At 66.9% G+C, this 17,579-nt stretch carries 7 protein-coding genes; 5 read left to right on the plus strand and 2 right to left on the minus strand.

Annotated features, from left to right (window positions below):
* Genes ACMGGG_RS08880 through ACMGGG_RS08890 form a run of 3 tightly spaced genes read left to right on the plus strand, consistent with a single transcriptional unit; the run spans nucleotide 1 to nucleotide 12,669 of the window.
* Nucleotides 1-8,598, plus strand: coding sequence for an amino acid adenylation domain-containing protein (locus tag ACMGGG_RS08880; RefSeq protein ID WP_414155300.1), 8,598 nt, complete (start codon nucleotides 1-3; stop codon nucleotides 8,596-8,598).
* A gap of 60 nt (nucleotides 8,599-8,658) precedes the next feature.
* On the plus strand, nucleotides 8,659-9,645 hold the full coding sequence (locus ACMGGG_RS08885) for an alpha/beta hydrolase (RefSeq protein WP_414155301.1): 987 nt from the start codon (nucleotides 8,659-8,661) through the stop codon (nucleotides 9,643-9,645).
* A gap of 45 nt (nucleotides 9,646-9,690) precedes the next feature.
* Nucleotides 9,691-12,669, plus strand: coding sequence for an autotransporter domain-containing protein (locus tag ACMGGG_RS08890; RefSeq protein ID WP_414155302.1), 2,979 nt, complete (start codon nucleotides 9,691-9,693; stop codon nucleotides 12,667-12,669).
* A 50-nt stretch (nucleotides 12,670-12,719) separates the two neighbouring features.
* Here ACMGGG_RS08890 and ACMGGG_RS08895 read toward each other — a convergent pair whose 3' ends face one another.
* Nucleotides 12,720-13,622: a LysR substrate-binding domain-containing protein gene (locus tag ACMGGG_RS08895; protein ID WP_112897999.1), complete on the minus strand. Its 903-nt coding sequence runs from the start codon at nucleotides 13,620-13,622 to the stop codon at nucleotides 12,720-12,722.
* Between the two features lie 363 nt (nucleotides 13,623-13,985).
* On the opposite strand from ACMGGG_RS08895, the gene ACMGGG_RS08900 reads away from it, so the two are divergent.
* Together ACMGGG_RS08900 and ACMGGG_RS08905 are read left to right on the plus strand one after the other, a co-directional pair.
* On the plus strand, nucleotides 13,986-15,269 hold the full coding sequence (locus ACMGGG_RS08900; RefSeq protein ID WP_414155303.1) for a dicarboxylate/amino acid:cation symporter: 1,284 nt from the start codon (nucleotides 13,986-13,988) through the stop codon (nucleotides 15,267-15,269).
* A 13-nt stretch (nucleotides 15,270-15,282) separates the two neighbouring features.
* Entirely contained in the window at nucleotides 15,283-16,743 is a 1,461-nt protein-coding gene (locus ACMGGG_RS08905; RefSeq protein ID WP_197889514.1) for an aspartate/glutamate racemase family protein, read from the plus strand.
* A gap of 39 nt (nucleotides 16,744-16,782) precedes the next feature.
* On the opposite strand, the gene ACMGGG_RS08910 is transcribed toward ACMGGG_RS08905, so the two are convergent.
* The gene (locus tag ACMGGG_RS08910) at nucleotides 16,783-17,577 is read right to left on the minus strand and encodes a class II aldolase/adducin family protein (RefSeq protein WP_414155868.1); all 795 of its coding nucleotides are present in this window, start codon (nucleotides 17,575-17,577) and stop codon (nucleotides 16,783-16,785) included.
* Between the last annotated feature and the right edge of the window lie 2 nt (nucleotides 17,578-17,579).

A 17,579-nucleotide genomic window follows, 5' to 3' on the forward strand; every position in this document is an offset into this window, starting at 1 on the left:
GTGAAAGCGTTGATTGAAAGGGTGGGCGAGCTGTCGCCGAAGGAACGCAAGGCCTTGGCGGTGATGCTCAAGCACAAGAACATCAATCTGTTCAGCGTCGCGCCGGTGTTCAAGCGTCAGCCCGAGGAACCACAACTGCTGTCCTATGCCCAGGAGCGGCAGTGGTTCCTCTGGCAGATGAGCCCCGAGAGCAGTGCTTATCACATCAGTGCCGCCCTGAAGTTGCAGGGCGCGCTCGACATCGCTGCGCTCGATGCCAGCTTTGCTGCGCTGGTGGCCCGTCATGAAACCTTGCGCACCCGCTTCGTCCAGGATGACGAGCAGGTGCTGCAGGTGATCGATGCGCCGAACTGGGCCGGTATCGAGCAGCAGACCCTGGCCCTCGACGATGCGCCGCCACGACGCCAGGCGCAGTTGCAGGCGTGTGTCGAGGAGGAGATCCAGCGCCGCTTCGACCTGCAGGCCGGCCCGCTGTTGCGGGTCAAGCTGTTGCGGCTCGGCGAGCAGGAGCATGTGCTGGTGCTCACCCAGCACCACATCGTCACCGATGGCTGGTCGATGCAGGTGATGATCGACGAGCTGGTCCAGTTGTACGCCGCCGCGTGCGAAGGGCGGACTGTGCAACTGCCGGCGCTGCCGGTGCAGTACGCCGATTACGCCTTGTGGCAGCGCCAGTGGATGGAGGCCGGTGAGCAGGAGCGTCAGTTGGCCTACTGGACCGAACGCCTGGGCAGCGAGCATCCGGTGCTCGAGCTGCCGTTCGACCATCCGCGCCCGGCGGAGCAGAGCCTGCGCGGCGCAAGCCTGGAGGTGAAGCTCGAGGCGCAGCTGTGCCGTGAACTGCGCAGTGTGGCGCAGGCGCAGGGCGTCACCCTGTTCATGCTGTTGCTGGCGTCGTATCAGGTCTTGCTGTACCGCTACAGTGGCCAGCGCGACCTGCGCATCGGCGTGCCGGTGGCCAACCGTAACCGCATGGAGACCGAGCGACTGGTCGGCTTCTTCGTCAACACCCTGGTGCAGCGCGTCGAGATCTCGGGGCAGACGACCGTGCGGGCGTTTCTCCAGCAGGTCAAGGCCGATGCCCTGGGCGCGCAGGCGCACCAGGACCTGCCGTTCGAGCAACTGGTCGAAGCACTGCGCCCGCAGCGTACCCTCAGCCACAGCCCGCTGTTCCAGGTGATGTTCAATCACCAGGGTGGCGCGGCGCTGGGCGCTGGCGGTGACGGCGCCCAGGCGTCCGGCCTGCGTATCGAAAACCTCAAGAGCGAGGGCCATACCGCCCAGTTCGACCTGACCCTGAACATTCTGGAGCAGGGCGATGCGCTGGATGCGCAGTTCACCTACGCCCTGGACCTATTCGAGCCGGCGACCGCGCAGCGCCTGGCCCGGCACTGGCAGAACCTGCTGCAGGCGATGGTCGCCAACCTCGACTGCACGCTGGACGACCTGCCGTTGATCGCTGCCGACGAAGTGCGTGACACCCTGGCGCGCTGGAACGCCACGGCGGTCGAGTACCCGCTGGAGCACAGCGTCCAGGCGCTGATCCAGCGTCAGGTCGAGGCCACGCCGGACGCCACGGCGCTGGTGTTCGGCGAGCGTCAGCTCAGCTACCGCCAGCTCGACGCCCTGGCCAACCAGTGGGCGCACCGCCTGCAGGCGGCGGGCGTGGCCCCGGATGTGCTGGTGGGCGTGGCGGCCGAGCGCAGCGTGGAAATGGTCGTGGCCCTGCTGGCCGTGATCAAGGCCGGTGGCGCCTATGTGCCGCTGGACCCGGAATACCCGCGCGAGCGTTTGGCCTACATGATCGAGGACAGCGGCATCGAACTGCTGCTGACCCAATCGCACCTGCGCGAGCAGTTGCCGCTGCCGCAGGGCCTGGAGTGCCTGCTGCTCGACCAGCCGCTGAGCGGTTATGCCGAGCAAGCGCCGGAGATCGAGATCACTGGCGAGAACCTCGCCTACGTGATCTACACCTCCGGCTCCACCGGCAAGCCCAAGGGCGCGGGCAACCGCCACCGGGCGCTGACCAACCGCTTGTGCTGGATGCAACAGGCCTATGGCCTGACTGCCGGGGACCGGGTGTTGCAGAAAACCCCGTTCAGTTTCGACGTGTCGGTGTGGGAGTTCTTTTGGCCGCTGATGACCGGCGCTTGCCTGGTAGTCGCCGCGCCGGGGCTGCACCGCGACCCGGCGCAACTGATCGAGCTGATTCGCCGCGAGCGCATCACCACGCTGCACTTCGTGCCGTCGATGCTGCAGGCCTTCGTTGCCGACCCTGCGGTGGCGGGCTGCGACAGCCTGACCCGTATCGTTTGCAGCGGCGAGGCGCTGCCGGTGGATGCCCAGCGCCAGGTGTTCGACAAGCTGCCGAATGCCGGGCTGTACAACCTGTATGGCCCGACCGAAGCGGCCATCGACGTGACCCACTGGACCTGCCGCGAAGAAGGCCGCGACAGCGTGCCGATCGGCGAGCCCATCGCCAACCTGCAGACCTATGTGCTGGACGCTGGCCTCGGTCCGGTGGCGGTGGGTGTGGTAGGCGAGCTGTACCTGGGCGGCACCGGCCTGGCGCGGGGTTATCACCGTCGTCCGGGGCTGACCGCCGAACGCTTCGTCGCCAGCCCCTTCGGCGACGGCGAGCGGCTGTACCGCACCGGTGACCTGGCGCGCTACCGCGCCGACGGGGTGATCGAGTACATGGGGCGTATCGACCATCAGGTGAAGATTCGCGGGCTGCGCATCGAGCTGGGCGAGATCGAAGCACGGCTGATGGAGCAGGACGAAGTGCGCGAAGCCGTGGTGCTGGCGGTGCCGGGTGCCGGTGGCCTGCAACTGGCCGGTTATCTGGTGCCGAGCACGCCAGTGGCGGACGACGCGGCGGCCGAAGCCTTGCGCGCCACCTTGCGCGAGCGCCTCGGCGCGGTGCTGCCGGACTACATGGTGCCGGTGCACCTGCTGCTGCTCGATCAATTGCCACTGAGCCCCAACGGCAAGCTGGAGCGTCGTGCGCTGCCGCACCCTGCGGTCGGCCAGTCGAAACAGGCCTATGTCGCGGCGCAGAGCGCCGTGGAAAAGACCCTCGCCGGGATCTGGCAGGACGTGCTCAAGTTGGAGCAGGTCGGGGTCAACGACAACTTCTTCGAACTGGGTGGCGACTCGATCATCTCCATCCAGGTGGTCAGCCGCGCGCGGCAGGCCGGTATCCGCTTCACCCCCAAGGACTTGTTCCGCCACCAGACCATCCAGGGCCTGGCCGGTGCGGTGCGCATCGAGGCCGGGGGCCAGGGGGCCGAGCAGGGGCCGGTGACCGGCCGGGCGGGGCTGCTGCCGATCCAGCAGGCGTTCTTCGCGTTGCCGCTGGCGCAGCGCGCACACTGGAACCAATCGGTGTTGCTGCAGCCGACCCGGGCGCTGGACGCCGATGCCCTGGAGCGCGCCTTGCAGGCGCTGCTGGTGCAGCATGACGCGCTGCGTCTGGGCTTCACCGAGGTGGACGGGAATTGGCAGGCACAATTCCGTGAGGTGACCACGGTCGGTACGTTGCTGGAGCGGGTCGAGGGGGTACAGCCCGACGCCCTGCAAGCCCTGGGTGAGCGGGTGCAGCGCAGCCTCGACCTGGCCAACGGCCCGCTGGTCCGCGCCGTGCTGGTCACCCTTGCCGACGACAGCCAGCGCCTGTTGCTGGTGATCCACCACCTGGTGGTCGATGGCGTGTCGTGGCGGGTGTTGTTCGACGACCTGCAAAGCGCCTACCAGCAGAGCCTGGCTGGCCAGGCACCGGACCTCGGGCCACGCACCAGCTCGGTCAAGGCCTGGGCCGAGCGCCTGGAAAGCTATGCGCACAGCGAGCAGGGCCAGGCGGAGCTTGCGTACTGGGAGCGTCTGCGCGAGGTGCAGGTGCACTGGCCTGTAGCCGCGCCGACGCAACCTCTGCTCAATCGCGACGCCGCCACGGTGCAGGTGCGCCTGGACGCGGCCTTGACCCGGCAATTGCTGCAGCAGGCGCCTGCGGCCTATCGTACACAGATCAACGACCTGTTGATGACGGCCCTGGCGCGCACCCTGGTGGCCTGGACCGGTGACGAGCACGCCCTGGTGCAACTGGAAGGGCACGGGCGCGAAGCCTTGTTCGACGACATCGACCTGACCCGTACGGTCGGTTGGTTCAGTTCGATGTTCAGCGTGTGCCTGACGCCGGCTGCCGAGCTGGGAGCCTCGATCAAGCAGGTCAAGGAGCAACTGCGCGCCATTCCGCATCGCGGCGTCGGTTTCGGGGCGCTGCGTTACTACGGCGAGCCGCAGGTGCGTGCGCTGCTCGCGGCGTTGCCGCAGCCGCGGGTGACCTTCAACTACCTGGGCCAGTTCGACGGCAGTTTCGCCGTGGACGATGGTGCGCTGTTCACCCCGGCAAACGAGTCTGCCGGGGCGGAGCAGGGCGAGGATGCACCGCTGGGCAACTGGCTGACGGTCAATGGCCAGCTGTATGGCGGCGAACTGAGCCTGAACTGGATCTTCAGCCGAGCGCAGTTCGCCTCCGACGAGATTCAGGCCCTGGCCGAGCGCTACATCGAGCAGCTTGGCGCGTTGGTGCGCCACTGCGTGGAACTGCCGGTGCGCGGCGCGACGCCTTCGGACTTCCCGCTGTGCGGGCTCGATCAGGCCCAGCTCGAGCGTTTCCCCGGCCTGCTGGAGCAGGTCGAGGACATCTACCCGCTATCGCCGACCCAGCTGGGCATGCTCTTCCACACCCAGGAATCGGCGGCCAACCTGTACATCAACCAGACCAGCATCGAGGTCAAGGGTCTCGACGCCGAGGCGTTCATCGCCGCCTGGGCGCAGGTGGTGGCGCGCCACGAGATCCTGCGTACCGGCTTCTGGACCGCCAGCCACCTGGCCGAGCCGCTGCAGGTGGTCTACCGCCAGGGCAGCCTGCCGGCGCGCTGCCTGGACTGGCGCGAACGCACCGTCGAGCCAGGCGCCTTGCAGGCGCTGGCCGATGAGGACTGTGCGCGCGGCTTCGCGCTGCTCGAGGCGCCGCTGGCGCGCCTGAGCGTGGTGCGCCTGGATGACGACACCACCCAACTGATCTGGACCAGCCACCATATCCTCATGGATGGCTGGTCCAATTCGCGCCTGATGGGCGAGGTCTTCGAGTGCTATGCCGGGCATCCGCTGCCCACCAAGCGCGGGCATTTCCGCGACTATATCGGTTGGTTGCGCGAGCAGCCGGCGGCGCGCCAGGAAGCCTTCTGGCGCGAGCGCCTGGCAGGGCTGGAGGGGCCGACCAGCCTCAGCAGCAGCCTGCCGTTGCCGGCCGATGCGCAGGCTGAAGGCCATGCGGCGCTGTACCTGGACTGGGATGGCGCACGCACCCAACGCCTGCGCGAGGTCGCCCAGCAATTGCGGGTGACCCCCAACACGCTGGTGCAGGCGGCCTGGCTGCTGCTGTTGCAGCGCCATACCGGGCAGCAGACAGTGTGCTTCGGCGCCACGGTGGCCGGGCGCCCGGCGGAGCTGGCAGGTTCGGGTGAAATGCTTGGCCTGTTCATCAACACCTTGCCGATCGTCCAGACCCTGTCCGATCAGCAGCCGCTGGACCAATGGCTGCAGGCCCTGCAGGCCTGGAACCTGGAGGTGCGCGACCATGAGCACACGGCGCTGGCCGATATCCAGCGCTGGGCCGGGCAGGGCGCCGGTGGCCTGTTCGACAGCATCATCGTGTTCGAGAACTATCCGGTGGACGAGCGCCTGGCCCAGGCCCAGGACCAGCAGTTGCAGTTCGGCCAGGTGAGCACCCGTGACGTGACCAACTACGCCATGGACCTCGCGGTACACCTGGGCACGACCCTGAAGATCGAGTTCCTCTATCTGGTCGGGCGTTTCACGCCGGCCAGCGTCGAGCAGATCCTCGCCAGCTTCGAGACCTTGCTGCAGGCGATGCTCGACCAGCCGCACGCTCGGCTTGGCAATCTCGGCCTGCTCGATCAGGCCGGGCAGCGGCAGTTGGTCGAAGCCAACCGCCTGGGCGGGCAGGCGCCGACGGCGCTGCTGGGCGAGCAGATCGCCCGCCACAGCCGCGAGCGCCCGACACAGGTTGCGCTGGTGTGTGCCGGTCGCCAGTTGACCTACGCCCAACTCGAACAGCGGGCCAGCCGCCTGGCCGAGCTGCTGGTGGCGCAGGGTGTCGGCCCGGAAGTGCGGGTGGGCGTGGCCCTGCAGCGCTCGGTGGACATGGTGGTGGCGTTCTACGCCGTGATGAAGGCCGGTGGCGCCTATGTGCCGCTGGACATCGACTACCCCCGCGAGCGCCTGGACTGGATCCTGCAAGACAGCAACGCTGCCTTGATCCTCACCGAGCACAGCGTGCAGGCGCGCCTGCCGCAGCGCGAGGGGGTGAACTGGCTGATCCTCGACAGCCTTGACCTCGACGTTGCGGGCATCACCCGTGGCGCCGCGACGGTGTCGCCCGACAACCTGGCCTACCTGATCTACACCTCGGGTTCGACCGGCAAGCCCAAGGGCGTGGCGGTCACCCATGGCCCACTGGCCATGCATTGCGCGGCGATCGCCGAGCGCTACGAAATGGACGCGCGCACCCGCGAGCTGCTGTTCATGTCGTTCGCCTTCGATGGCGCCCAGGAGCGCTGGCTGTCGACCCTGAGCAATGGCGGTTGCCTGGTGATCCGTCCGGGCGAACTGTGGACACCCGAACAGACCTGGCAAGCGTTGCATGCCGAGCGCATCGACATCGCCTGCTTCCCGCCGGCCTACCTGCAACAACTGGCCGAGTACGCCGAAGGCCGCGAGCCGCCGGCAGTGCGCATCTACTGCTTCGGTGGCGATGCGGTGGCCCAGGCCAACTACGACCTGGTGCGCCGCAACCTGCGCCCGCAGGCGCTGACCAATGGCTACGGCCCGACCGAAACCGTGGTCACGCCGCTGCTCTGGCGCGTTGCCGCCAACCAACCGTGCGAGGCGGTGTACGCACCGATCGGCACCCGGGTCGGCGAGCGCACCTTGTATGTACTGGACGCTGCCCTCAATCCGGTGCCGGACGGAGTTGCCGGTGAGCTCTACATCGGCGGTGAGGGCCTGGCGCGCGGCTACCATAAACGTCCGGACGTGACGGCCGAGCGTTTCGTCTGTGACCCGTTCGCGCAGGCGGGCGGGCGTCTGTACCGCACTGGCGACCTGGTGCGCCGTCGCGCCGATGGCGTGTTCGACTACCTCGGCCGCCTCGACAACCAGGTCAAGGTCCGCGGTTTCCGTATCGAGCTGGGCGAGATCGAGGCGCGCCTGCGTGGGCGGGCCGAGGTACGCGATGCCGTGGTGGTCGCGCGGGAGGTCAATGGCAGCAAGCAACTGGTCGCCTACGTGGTGGCCGAGGCGGGTGACAACCTGGCCGAAAGCCTGCGTGCGCACCTGGCCGATGAACTGCCGGACTACATGGTCCCGGCGCAGATCATCCTGCTCGCCGCGCTGCCGCTGAGCGCCAATGGCAAGCTCGACCGCAAGGCCCTGCCTGACCCGCAGTTCAAGGCGCGTGAGCACGTGCCGGCCAGTACGCCGCAGGAACAGGCGCTGGTGCGTATCTGGCAGGAGGTGCTGGAGCTCGACCAGGTCGGGATCACCGACAACTTCTTCGAATTGGGCGGCGACTCGCTGCGCGTGCTCAAGGTGCTGGGCAAGGTCCGCGTGGCACCTGAGCTGGGCCTGAGCCTGAAGCTGCGCGACATCATGAGCAAACCGACCATCGCCCAACTGTGCGGCAGCGAACGCAAGCCGCAGGCGCCGGATCCGCTGTTGGCGCTCAACCGTATCGTCGACGGCAGCTCGCCGCTGTTCTGCCTGCATGCCGGCTTCGGCACGGTGTTCGACTACGAGCCACTGGCCCGCCACCTGGATGGGCAATGCACGGTCTATGGCCTGCAATGCCGCATGCTGCTGGACCGCGAGTGGCAGGACAGCTCGTTGGCGGCAATGGCCGGCGACTACGCCCAGGTCGTGCTGCGCAAGCAGCCCGAAGGGCCGCTGCGGCTGCTGGGCTGGTCGCTGGGTGGGCCGTTGGCGGTGCTGGTGGCCGCCGAGCTGATCCGGCTTGGCCGCGAAGTCAGCCTGCTGGGGTTGGTGGACAGTTACCTGCCGGGGCTGGCCGCACCGGGCGGCGACTGGCGTGACGACTTCCACGGTTTCGTGGCGGTCACCCTGGGCGATGCGCCCGCAGCGGCGCTCGACCCCGCAGCGCTGACGCAACTGGACGCCGACGCATTGGCGGTGCAGATCGGGCAACTGCGCGAGCAGGGCAGCACCTCCGAGGTGTATGCCCGGATCGAGGCACAGGACCTGGCCCACACCTTCGTCGTGGCCATGCGCCTGAAAGCCCTGGGTGAGGCCTTGCACAGCCTGCCGGCGGTGGCGGCCGAGGCGCGCTGCTGGTGGGGCGAAGGCGTCGGCAGCCGCGAGCGTGCCAGTTTCGAAGCGGCGCTCGGGCAGTGCCAGGCCAGTGCGGTGGTGGCGGCAGGGCACTTCGAATTGCTGCAGCACCCCAGCGTACTGGCGGACATCCGCGACAGCCTGGCCCCGACGTTCAGTCATTGAAACCTCGGGCGTCCGCCGCATCGGCGGGCGCCCGTATCGCGTCTTCCGAGGATTTTCCCAATGTCTCTGCATCCTGACCTGGCCGGTTTTCTCGAACTGGTCGAACTGGGCCGACTGACCGGTGCCAGCCAACCCATGCACCAGATGAGCGTCGAGCAGGCCCGTGCCGAATTCGAGCGCAGCTCCCAAGTGCTCGACCCGAGCCCGCCCGATGACCTGCAGGTCGAGCACCTGCAGATGGTGGATGGTGACGGCCAACCGCTGCCGGCACGGTTGTACCGTCGGCAGTCGCCGCTGGACGGTCTGCAGCCGGTGCTGTTGTATTTTCACGGTGGCGGCTATGTGGTCGGCAGCCTGGACTCCCACGATGCGGTATGTCGCCGCCTGGCGATGTGCAGCGATTTTGCGGTCCTCGCGCCAGCCTACCGCCTGGCGCCGGAAGCACCCTTCCCGGCGGCTGCGGACGATGCCCTGGCCAGTGCCCGCTGGCTGGTGGAACACGGCGAGGCACAGCGCCTGGATGCCCGCCGGGTGGTGGTCAGTGGCGACAGTGCCGGGGCCAGCCTGGCCATCGTCGTCGCCGCCGTGGCCGCGCAGCAGCCGGAGAAGGCGGCGTTGCGTCCGTTGGCGCAGTTGCTGTTTTATCCGGTCACCGATATCAGCTGCCAGCGGCCGTCCCATGGGAAATATGCCGAGGGTTACCTGCTCGAGAGCGAAACCCTGGAATGGTTCTACCGGCACTACGTGCGTGACCCATCGCAGCGCCTCGATTGGCGGGTGTCGCCATTGCGCCTGACGACGCTCGAAGGGCTGGCGCCCACCTGGATGGCCCTGGCCGGGCATGATCCGTTGCTCGATGAAGGTGTTGCCTGGGCGCACGCGCTGGAAAAGGCCGGCGTGCCGCTGCAGTGGCGGGTGGAAGAGGCACTGACCCACGATTTCCTGCGGATGCAGGGGATGGTCGAGGCCGTCGAGGGGATTTATGCCGAAGTGGGGCGCTGGTTGAAGGCAGTCGGCGCAGGTTGTCAATCAAACGGTAATATCTGATAGCCATATTGGCCGGCCATCAACAATCACAATGGTCGCCCCAACATGCATTTCACGCCGCACCGTCTGGCCCTGTGTGTCGCCCTGGCCAGTGCTGCCCTGGCCGCCAACGCCACCGATTACCAGGTTGGCAATGCCAGTACCAGCACGCTGGAACTCAAGAAGGGCGACACGCTCAAGGTGACGCCGACCGGCAGCATCGTCTCGGGTGTCGACGACGGGGTGATCCTGCCCAAGCAGACCAGTGGCACTACGGTCAGCGTCGACAATGCCGGGATCATTCGCTCCACTGTGGCCCGTGGTATCGACACCAAGGATGGCGGCACCGACCAGAGCTTCTTCGTCATCACCAACCGCGCCGGGGCGCTGATCCAGGGTACCAACGACGGTATCCGTTTCCAGACCAACCCCAGCGCGGGCGGCAGCCTCAAGATCAGCAACGCCGGGACCATCGAATCCATTACCGATGGCCAGGCCATCGATCTGGAGGCCCTCAACAACCCAGGCTTCAGAACCACCCTGGTGAACGAGGCGAGCGGCGTGATCCACGCCGTGGGCAACGACGCGATCAAGACCGGCTCCAACGCCACCATCACCAACTACGGGCGTATCTATACCGACACCGCGCCCCAGGATGCCAAGGGCCTGGACCAGAAATACGACGGCATCAAGATCGGCACTTCGACCGGCGTCACCGTGTACAACTACGGCAGCATCAGTGCCGACCGTCACGGCATCGACCTCAAGACCGACGCCACCCTCTACAACTATGCCGGTGCCAGCGTCACCGGGCGCAACGGCTCGGGCTTCGGCTCCGACGGTACCGGCACTGTGTACAACTGGGGCACCATCACCGGTGCCATCGCCGACGGCAAGATCAATGGCGATGGGGATGGCGTCGATATCGACTTGATCGGCCACATTTACAACGCCGGCACCATCCAGGGCCTGGGTGCCAAGGGCGTGGACAGCGGCGGACGGCCCAACGGCAGCGAAGGCATCGCCATGGGCGGCGGTACGGTCACCAACACCAGCACCGGCCTGATCCGCAGCGTCGACAACGGCATTCTGGTGGACGACGGTGCCGAAGGTTCGGGTGTCGGCGCCACCACCATCGACAACGCCGGCACCATTCGTGGTGAGCGTGGCTTCGGCATCAAGCTGGTCGGCAACTTTGATGACACCGTGATCAACAGCGGCACCATCAGTGGCGGCAACGGCCTGGCATTGAGCATGGGCGGCGGCGACGACCGCCTGATCGTGCGTACCGGTGGGGTGTTCAATGGCCTGGTGGATGCAGGCGATGGCGTCGATACGCTGCAGCTCGAGGGCAGCGGCCAGTTCGGCAACAGCGCCAACTTCGAGAAGCTGTTGGTCTCCGGGGGCACCTGGACGCTGAGCAGCGTCAACGATTTCAGCCAGGGTGGCGAGATCACCCAGGGCGCGGCGCTGGTCAACCAGGGCAGCGTGCTCGGCAGTTTGCGGGTAGACCGGGGGGCGACCTACGCGGGCGGTGGTGTGGTCGGTGGCCTCGACGTCAGGGGCACGATGCTGACCAACACCGGGCTGGGCGTGGCCACGGTCAAGGGCGACCTGAAGTTCGATTCGGGCGCCAGCCTGGTCTATGGCGTCAACGCCGACGGCAGCAGCGCACCGATCACCGTCACCGGTACCGCCAATCTGGGCGGTGCCACCCTGCGCATCCAGCCGACGCCTGGCCAGTACCCCTGGCAAAGCCAGTACACCGTGCTCAACGCCGGTGCGATCAACGGCACCTTTGGCCAGGTCACCAGTGACTACGCCTTCCTCACCCCGAAACTGAGCTACAGCAGCCAGTCGGTAGGCCTGACCTACGCCCGCAACGACGTCGCCTTCGACCAGTTCGCCCGCAGCGCCAACGCTGGCGCTGCGGCGCGCAGCCTGGCCAGCCTGGGCAGCGGCAGTGCGCTGTACAGTGCGCTGCTCAATACCTCGAACGCCAGCGCGGGCAATGCCATCGAACAACTGTCGGGCAGCAACACCACCAGCCTCGCTGCGGCCACCCTGGCCGGTAGCGCCCAGGTGGGCAGCACCATGCTCGGCGCCTTGCAATCGATGGGCAGCAATGCCGGGTTGCTGGTGGGCCTGGATCAGCAGGACACCCCGGTGCTCGCCGCCACCGGCCTGCCCCAGGGCGTGCGCAACCTCAACGACCCGAACGCCCAGGGGCGAGTGTGGGGCCAGGCGCTGGGCAGCTACGGCAAGGTCGATGGCAGCCACGGCGCCAGCAGCCTGGAACAGCGCACCGGCGGCGCGGTGATGGGCCTGGACTGGGCGGTGGGCAGCGACTGGCGCCTGGGCGTGCTGGGCGGCTACTCGCGCACCCGCCTGGACGCCAGCGGCCTGGACGGCAAGGTGCGCAGCTGGCATGCCGGCCTCTACGCCCAACGCCAGAGTGGCCCGCTGGCCCTGCGCCTGGGCGCGGCGTACAGCAGCCATGACGGCGACAGCAAGCGCAGCGTGGCCTTCGATGGCTTCGATGAGCGGCTGAAGGGCAACTACGATGCCGACAGCCAGCAGGCCTTCGCCGAGCTGGGTTATGCCCTGGGCAGTGGGCGCCTGAGTGCCGAGCCTTTCGCCAACCTGGGCTACCAGCGCTATCACCGCGACAGCTACCGCGAGAAGGGCGGCGATGCTGCGTTGGCGGTGGATGCCGACACGCAGGACAACGTCACCAGTACCTTCGGCGTGCGCATCGCACACCTGGGGCAACTGGACAACGGCATGAGCCTGACGCCCCGCGCCAGCCTGGGCTGGCGCCACACCTATGGCAACCTCGACACCCGCACGCGCCAGGCGTTCCTGGCCGGCGGCGATGCGTTCAGCGTCCAGGGCAGTGCGCTGGACCGTGACAGCCTGGTCGTCGAGGCCGGGCTGGAGCTGGGGCTCAGTGCACGGCAGAGTGTGGGCCTGGGCTACAACGGCGAGTTGGGCAGCAATGCGCGTAATCACGCCGTGATGGGGCAATGGCAGTTGAAGTTCTGATCGCCCGTCGATACACCTGAAGCCGGGGCCGCAAAGGCCCCGGCAGCGCTTCAACGCAGGTCGCGTTCCAGCGACTTCCACAGCTCGAGCATGGTCGGGTTGCTGTTGCCGATCGAGCGGAATGACCAGATTTCCAGTTCCGCGCTCCACTCGTCCCCGCCTGCGCGCACCAGCCGACCGCTGGCCAGTTCCTCCTCGACCGCCGACTCCGGCAGCCAGGCGATGCCATAGCCTTCGCGGGCCATGCGCATCAGGTGCATGGCCATGTCGGCTTCGTAGAAGCGCTTGAGGTGAGGTTGCGCGTTGCCCTGCAGCAGCACATCCACCACCCGCCCGAGAAACGAGGTAGAGGTGTAGGCGAGGTAGGGAATGGGCTTGCCCGCTGCCCCCGGCAGGGCGAACAGCGGGCGCCCATCTGCGTCGGGCGCCGACACCGGGAAGAAGGCATCGCTGCCCAGGCGCAGACCGACGAACTTGTCGGGGTCGAGGATGATCGGTGCACGCGGGTGGCTGTAGCCGATCATCAGGTCGCAGCTGCCTTCGGCCAGGGCGATGACCGCCTCCTGCACGTTGGCGGCCAGCACCCGCGCATTGAAGTAGCCGTAGCGCCGCTGGAAACCGGCGAACCAGGTGGGCAGGAAGGTCATCGACAGGGTGTGCCCGGCCACCACCTGGATCGAGCGCCCGGGCATGCGCTCGCCGCGGCGCAGCGCCGAGCGCAGGTCATGGAAGATCGACAGCGCGTCTCGGCCTTCGTCGCAGAAGGTCTTGCCGGCGGCGGTCAGTTGCACCGGATAGGTGCTGCGGTCGACCAGCTCGACGCCGACCCATTCCTCCAGCGAGCGAATGCGTCGCGACAGCGCGGACTGAGTGATGCAGCGGATCTCGGCCGCGCGGGAAAAGCTCTTGGTTTCGGCGATGGCCAGCAGGTCATCGATCCATTTTGTCTGCATGGTGGTGGTCCTGTGGTTGGTGCGCAGACTCTGCAGCCGCATCCTGTGGGAGCGGGCTTGTCCCGCGATCGGGCGCGTAGCGGCCGCAAGCCAGGCAACCGAGATCTTTCTGATGTGACTCGGTGTCCGGTGTTATGGCCGCTGCGCGCCCAATCGTGGGACAAGTCGCAGCGGCGAACCGCCGCTGCTACAGGTTAGTGGGGCGGTTCAATGCCGGATTTTATCCTCGCTTCGCCGAGAATTCACCGCCATTCGACAACTATGCGAATTACGCATGAACCCATCGCGCATCCTCATCAACTGCCCCGGCCGTGCGTCGTAGCCTGTTGCTGTCCCTCCCGCATTCGACAGACAGAGGTCGAGATGAATAACAAGAAACTACCCCGTTACATCGCCGTGGCGATCCTGCTCGGCATCGTCGTCGGCTGGCTGTGCAACACCTACGCAGGCTCCGCGGACGCCGCCAAGCAGATTGCCGGTTACTTCAGCCTGGTCACCGATATCTTCCTGCGCATGATCAAGATGATCATCGCCCCTCTGGTGTTCGCCACCCTGGTCGCAGGGATCAGCAGCCTGGGCAATTCCGGTTCGGTGGGGCGCATCGGCCTGCGCTCGATGATCTGGTTCGTCAGCGCCTCGGTGTTCTCCCTGGCCCTGGGCATGCTGCTGGTTAACCTGTTCCAGCCTGGCGCCCACCTGAACCTGAGCGTGGAGTCGGGCCAGGCAGTGAGCTCGGTGGCGGTCAACGCCGGGGACTTCAGCCTCAAGACCTTCATCAGCCATGTGTTCCCGCGCAGCATCGCCGAAGCCATGGCCAACAACGAGATCCTGCAGATCGTGGTGTTCTCGCTGTTCTTCGGGCTGGCGCTGGCGTTCGTCAAGCAACGAGGCAACACCCGCATCGGCGAGCTGGTGGACGAGCTGGCCAAGGTGATGTTCCGCATCACCGACTACGTGATGATGTTCGCTCCGGTCGGCGTCTTCGCCGCGCTGGCCGCTGCCGTCACCACCCAGGGCATCGGCCTGCTGTTCGACTATGGCAAGCTGATCGGCCAGTTCTACCTGGGCATCCTGCTGCTGTGGCTGGCGCTGTTCGCGGTGGGCTACGGTTTCCTCGGGCGCCCGGTGTTCACCCTGGGCAAGCTGATCCGCGAGCCGGTGCTGCTGGCGTTCTCCACTGCGAGCAGCGAATCGGCCTACCCCAAGACCATCGATGCGCTGGAGAAATTCGGTGCACCCAAGCGCGTGTCGAGCTTCGTCCTGCCGCTGGGCTACTCCTTCAACCTCGACGGCTCGATGATGTACCAGGCCTTCGCGATCATGTTCATCGCCCAGGCCTACAACATCGAGCTGAGCTTCACCCAGCAAGTGCTGATCCTGTTGACCCTGATGGTCACCAGCAAGGGCATGGCCGGGGTGGCGCGGGCCTCGGTGGTGGTGGTCGCGGCCACGCTGCCGATGTTCCACCTGCCCGAGGCCGGGCTGTTGCTGATCCTGGCGATCGACCAGTTCCTCGACATGGGCCGTACCGCGACCAACGTGGTGGGCAACAGCATCGCCACGGCGGTGATCGCCGACCTCGAACGGCGCCATGAGGATGCCCCGACGCCTGTCGAACCTGCGCTGAAACCTGCCACCCACGCCTGATCCGGACCGTCCCATGAAAAGCCCACGCAAGACCGCCAACGCGCGCACCCTCGGCATCATCGGCGGCCTCGGCTCGCTGGCCGGTGGCGACCTGTTCCTCAAGCTGCTCAAGAGCCAGCCTCTGCTGGCCGAACAGGGGCGCTACCACCTGCTGTTCGAGCAGCACCCGTTCAAGGATCTGGCGTTGCCGCTCAGCGCGGGCGCGAGCATGACCTCGCGCAAGCTCTACGTGTTCCAGGTCTGCCAGGGCTATGCCGACAGCGGTGCCGACGCCGTGCTGGTGCCGTGCTTCGCCAGCCATACCTTCATCGACGAACTGCGCGCCGAGCTGCAGATCGCCATCGTCGACCTGATGGCGGCGCTCAAGGCCCATGTGGCGCACATCGCCCCGCCCGGTGCGCGCCTGGGCGTGCTGGCTTCGGACTATGTGCGCGCTTCGGGGTTGTTCGAGCGGCATCTTGCCGACGACTACGAGCTGATCCATCCCTCGCCGGTGCAGCAGGCGGCGTTGATGGAGGCGGTGTACGGGCCTGCAGGCATCAAGGCCGGACATCTGGATGGGGTGGCGCTGGAGCTGCTGCATCAGGTTTGCCTGGAGCTCGAGGGCCAGGGCGCGACGCTGTTGCTGCCGGGCATGACCGAGCTGTCGTTGCTGGCGCCGGAGCTGATGCGCCGTGGCATTCACTGCATCGATGCCAACCAGGTGTATGCCGACTTCGCCAGCGCCACCGATTCGGTGCCCAGCCTTGCACCGTTCAAGCTGGGGATCGTCGGTGGCGTGGGGCCGGCGGCGACCGTGGACTTCATGGGCAAGGTAGTGAAGAACACCCCGGCCGGGCGTGACCAGGACCATATCAGGATGGTGGTCGAACAGAACCCGCAGATTCCCGATCGCACCGCCAACCTGCTGCGCCAGGAGGCCGACCCGACCGTGGCGATGTACTCGACCTGCCGCCGCCTGGAAGAGGAGGGCGCCGATGCCATCGCGATCCCGTGCAACACCGCGCATGCCTATGTCGAGCGGATCCAGGAGCATCTGGCGGTGCCGATCGTCAACATGCTGAGCGAGACCATCGATTTCATTCTGCACCGCTATGGTCGTGAGGTGCGGGTGGGGCTGCTGGCGACCTCGGGCACGTTGCAGAGTGGGGTCTATCACGCGGCGGCCGAACGCGTCGGCCTGTCGTTGCTGGTGCCGGACGATGCGGCGCAGGCGCGGGTGATGCGTGCGATCTATGGTGAGGAAGGCGTCAAGGCGGGGTTTACCGAAGGGCAGTGTCGGGATGACCTGCTGGCAGGCGCCGGGCAACTGGTCGGGCAGGGCGCGCGGGTGTTGATCCTGGGTTGTACCGAATTGCCGTTGATTCTGGCCCAGGCCGATGGCTTCCCCATCGACGGGGTACAGGTGGCACTGGTGGACCCGACCGATGTGCTGGCGCGCCGCTGCGTGGCGTTGGCGCGAGGGCTGAGGTAAGCGCAGCGGGCATGCCCGCTGCCGCAGGAGGTGCTGTGGTCAGTTTTGGTAATCGCGCCCCTCGCGATCCAGTTGGCGGATCAACGCATCCCAGTGCCGCTGGATCCCTTCGCCAAGCCCGTCGGAAAAGCGCTTCGACTGCTCATGCACCTTGGCAATCGCCGCCGGGGAGGCGTACTGCAGCTGGTCGTTGCCACCGGCCTGGGCGGCGATCTGGATGTTGCAGGCGCGCTCCAGGCCGTGCAGCTCACGGAAGGCATGCTCGACGCTGATGCCGCCGGTGAGCAAGCCGTGATTGCGCAGGATCAGGATATTGCTTTGCCCCAGGTTGGCCACCAGGCGCTGCTGTTCATCCAGGTCCAGCGCGACGCCCTCGTAGTCGTGATACACCACGCGGCTGTAATAGGCCAACGCATGCTGGGAGACCGGCAGCAGGCCGTCACGCTGGGCAGACACCGCCGCGCCATCGCGGGTGTGGGTGTGCAATACGGCCTTGAGGTCGGGGCGGGCGCGGTGGATCGCGCTGTGGATGACGTAGCCGGCCTGGTTGATGCCCAGGCCCAGCGGGTCGTCGATGATCGTGCCGTCGACATCCACCTTGACCAGGTTCGACGCGGTGATTTCGTCGAACAGCAGGCTGAAGGCGTTGATCAGGAAGTGCTCGTCCGGGCCGGGAACCCGTGCCGAGAAGTGCGTGTAGATGTGATCGGTCCAGCGGAACAGGGCCGCCAGGCGATAGGCGGCGGCGAGCTTGACCCGCACCTCCCATTCCTCGGCGCTGACCCGTAGGCGCACGGCCTCCTGGTTGGGAGGTACGACGGACAGTGAACTCATGC

This window comes from Pseudomonas sp. BNK-44-b (assembly GCF_047456245.1).
GTDB lineage: Bacteria > Pseudomonadota > Gammaproteobacteria > Pseudomonadales > Pseudomonadaceae > Aquipseudomonas > Aquipseudomonas machongensis.

What these genes read in the sequence shown, in the direction of transcription:
- ACMGGG_RS08910 (WP_414155868.1), bottom strand. Translation starts at nt 17,577, where the DNA reads ATGAGTTCACTGTCCGTCGTACCTCCCAACCAGGAGGCCGTGCGCCTA.
- ACMGGG_RS08905 (WP_197889514.1), top strand. Translation starts at nt 15,283, where the DNA reads ATGAAAAGCCCACGCAAGACCGCCAACGCGCGCACCCTCGGCATCATC.
- ACMGGG_RS08900 (WP_414155303.1), top strand. Translation starts at nt 13,986, where the DNA reads ATGAATAACAAGAAACTACCCCGTTACATCGCCGTGGCGATCCTGCTC.
- ACMGGG_RS08885 (WP_414155301.1), top strand. Translation starts at nt 8,659, where the DNA reads ATGTCTCTGCATCCTGACCTGGCCGGTTTTCTCGAACTGGTCGAACTG.
- ACMGGG_RS08890 (WP_414155302.1), top strand. Translation starts at nt 9,691, where the DNA reads ATGCATTTCACGCCGCACCGTCTGGCCCTGTGTGTCGCCCTGGCCAGT.
- ACMGGG_RS08895 (WP_112897999.1), bottom strand. Translation starts at nt 13,622, where the DNA reads ATGCAGACAAAATGGATCGATGACCTGCTGGCCATCGCCGAAACCAAG.